General features: G+C 55.8%; 1 pseudogene. It reads left to right on the forward strand.

The features are described 5' to 3' along the window. Positions 1-878: pseudogene (locus tag ACXJ7R_RS33505) on the forward strand (hypothetical protein); the annotation flags it as partial. Positions 879-1199 lie beyond the last annotated feature (321 nt).

Consider the following 1199-nt stretch of genomic DNA (forward strand, 5'->3'; position numbering starts at 1 on the left):
GTATCGTCGAACCCGCTCACCGCGAGTGGCTGGAGAGAGACTTTAAGATCGACATATGGGACCGCGAGCAGATTGACTTAGAATTAAGAAGGCTCCGAGGGAAACGCGTTCGACTGACTAATCGTTTTAAACAGTTCTTCGATGAATTGGCCGGCGTAGAGGAGATTGGCGAAGCCGCTCGGGGGCTTTCAGAAAGGTCGATACAGTCCGGCTCGGTGGGCAGTCCTGGCTTCTCCGAACCGACTGGCGATTATCTCGAATTTGGCGAGGCTGGGCTCGGCTTCTCTGAAGAAGGTCCGCTTGAGGGGGATGCCTTACGAGACAAGCTTCGGGGCACCCGTGCGGGACGGGACGACGCTAAGGCATACGAGGCGCTCGTAGAGGAAATCGTGACCTACTTGTTTGGTGATTACCTGGTCGATCCCCGTGCCCAGAGCCGCACCGAGGACGGGCTCGATATCCTGGACCTTGTTTACCGGGTGCGGGCTGGCCATCCTTTCTGGGACACGCTCACAAGAGACTTTCGGACCAGGGCCATCATATTCGAGTGTAAGAACTATTCCGATGGCATCACCCCAAGCCAAATTTACTCGACAGAACGCTATGTGAACGCTGCGGCTTTGCGGTCGGTTTGTTTCCTTGTCAGCCGCACCGTGCCACATGAAAATGCGGAGTTGGCTGCGTTCGGGGCGATGCGGGAGGGTGGGAAGCTGTTCGTGCTTTTACACGATACGCACTTGGAACAGATGTTGGCGATTCGCCAGGCCCAACGCCAGCTTCAGGCCAAGGAAGGTTCGCCAGTGCGTGACTTCGCCAATGATCCTTCGGAGATACTGGACCAAGCGATATATGACTTCCTTACCCGCATGGGGCGCTAGACCGGACCAGCAAAAAAGGTCGGTCATGCGAACGCTCAAATTTACATGGCAGCGGACGGACTTCCCCCCCTTGGGGTAGGCCCTTAGCGCCTCAGCCTCGCGCTKTCTAATTTATCGCGTAATAGTCTTTTCGATCGACGCTAACGATGTCCAGGCCGCGCAGTTTACATCTGTAAGTAGCCGCCCACTGCGTAACTCCAGCGAACCCATCACTCGCTCCCTCCACTACAAACTCGATATCCGCTAGTGGGTCTGTACGGATGGTAGCGATATTAAATGCCACGGCATCGTATGGGACCTCTCCGTCCATCACCCTACTTG

It is taken from the genome of Mesorhizobium sp. P5_C1, assembly GCF_054049815.1.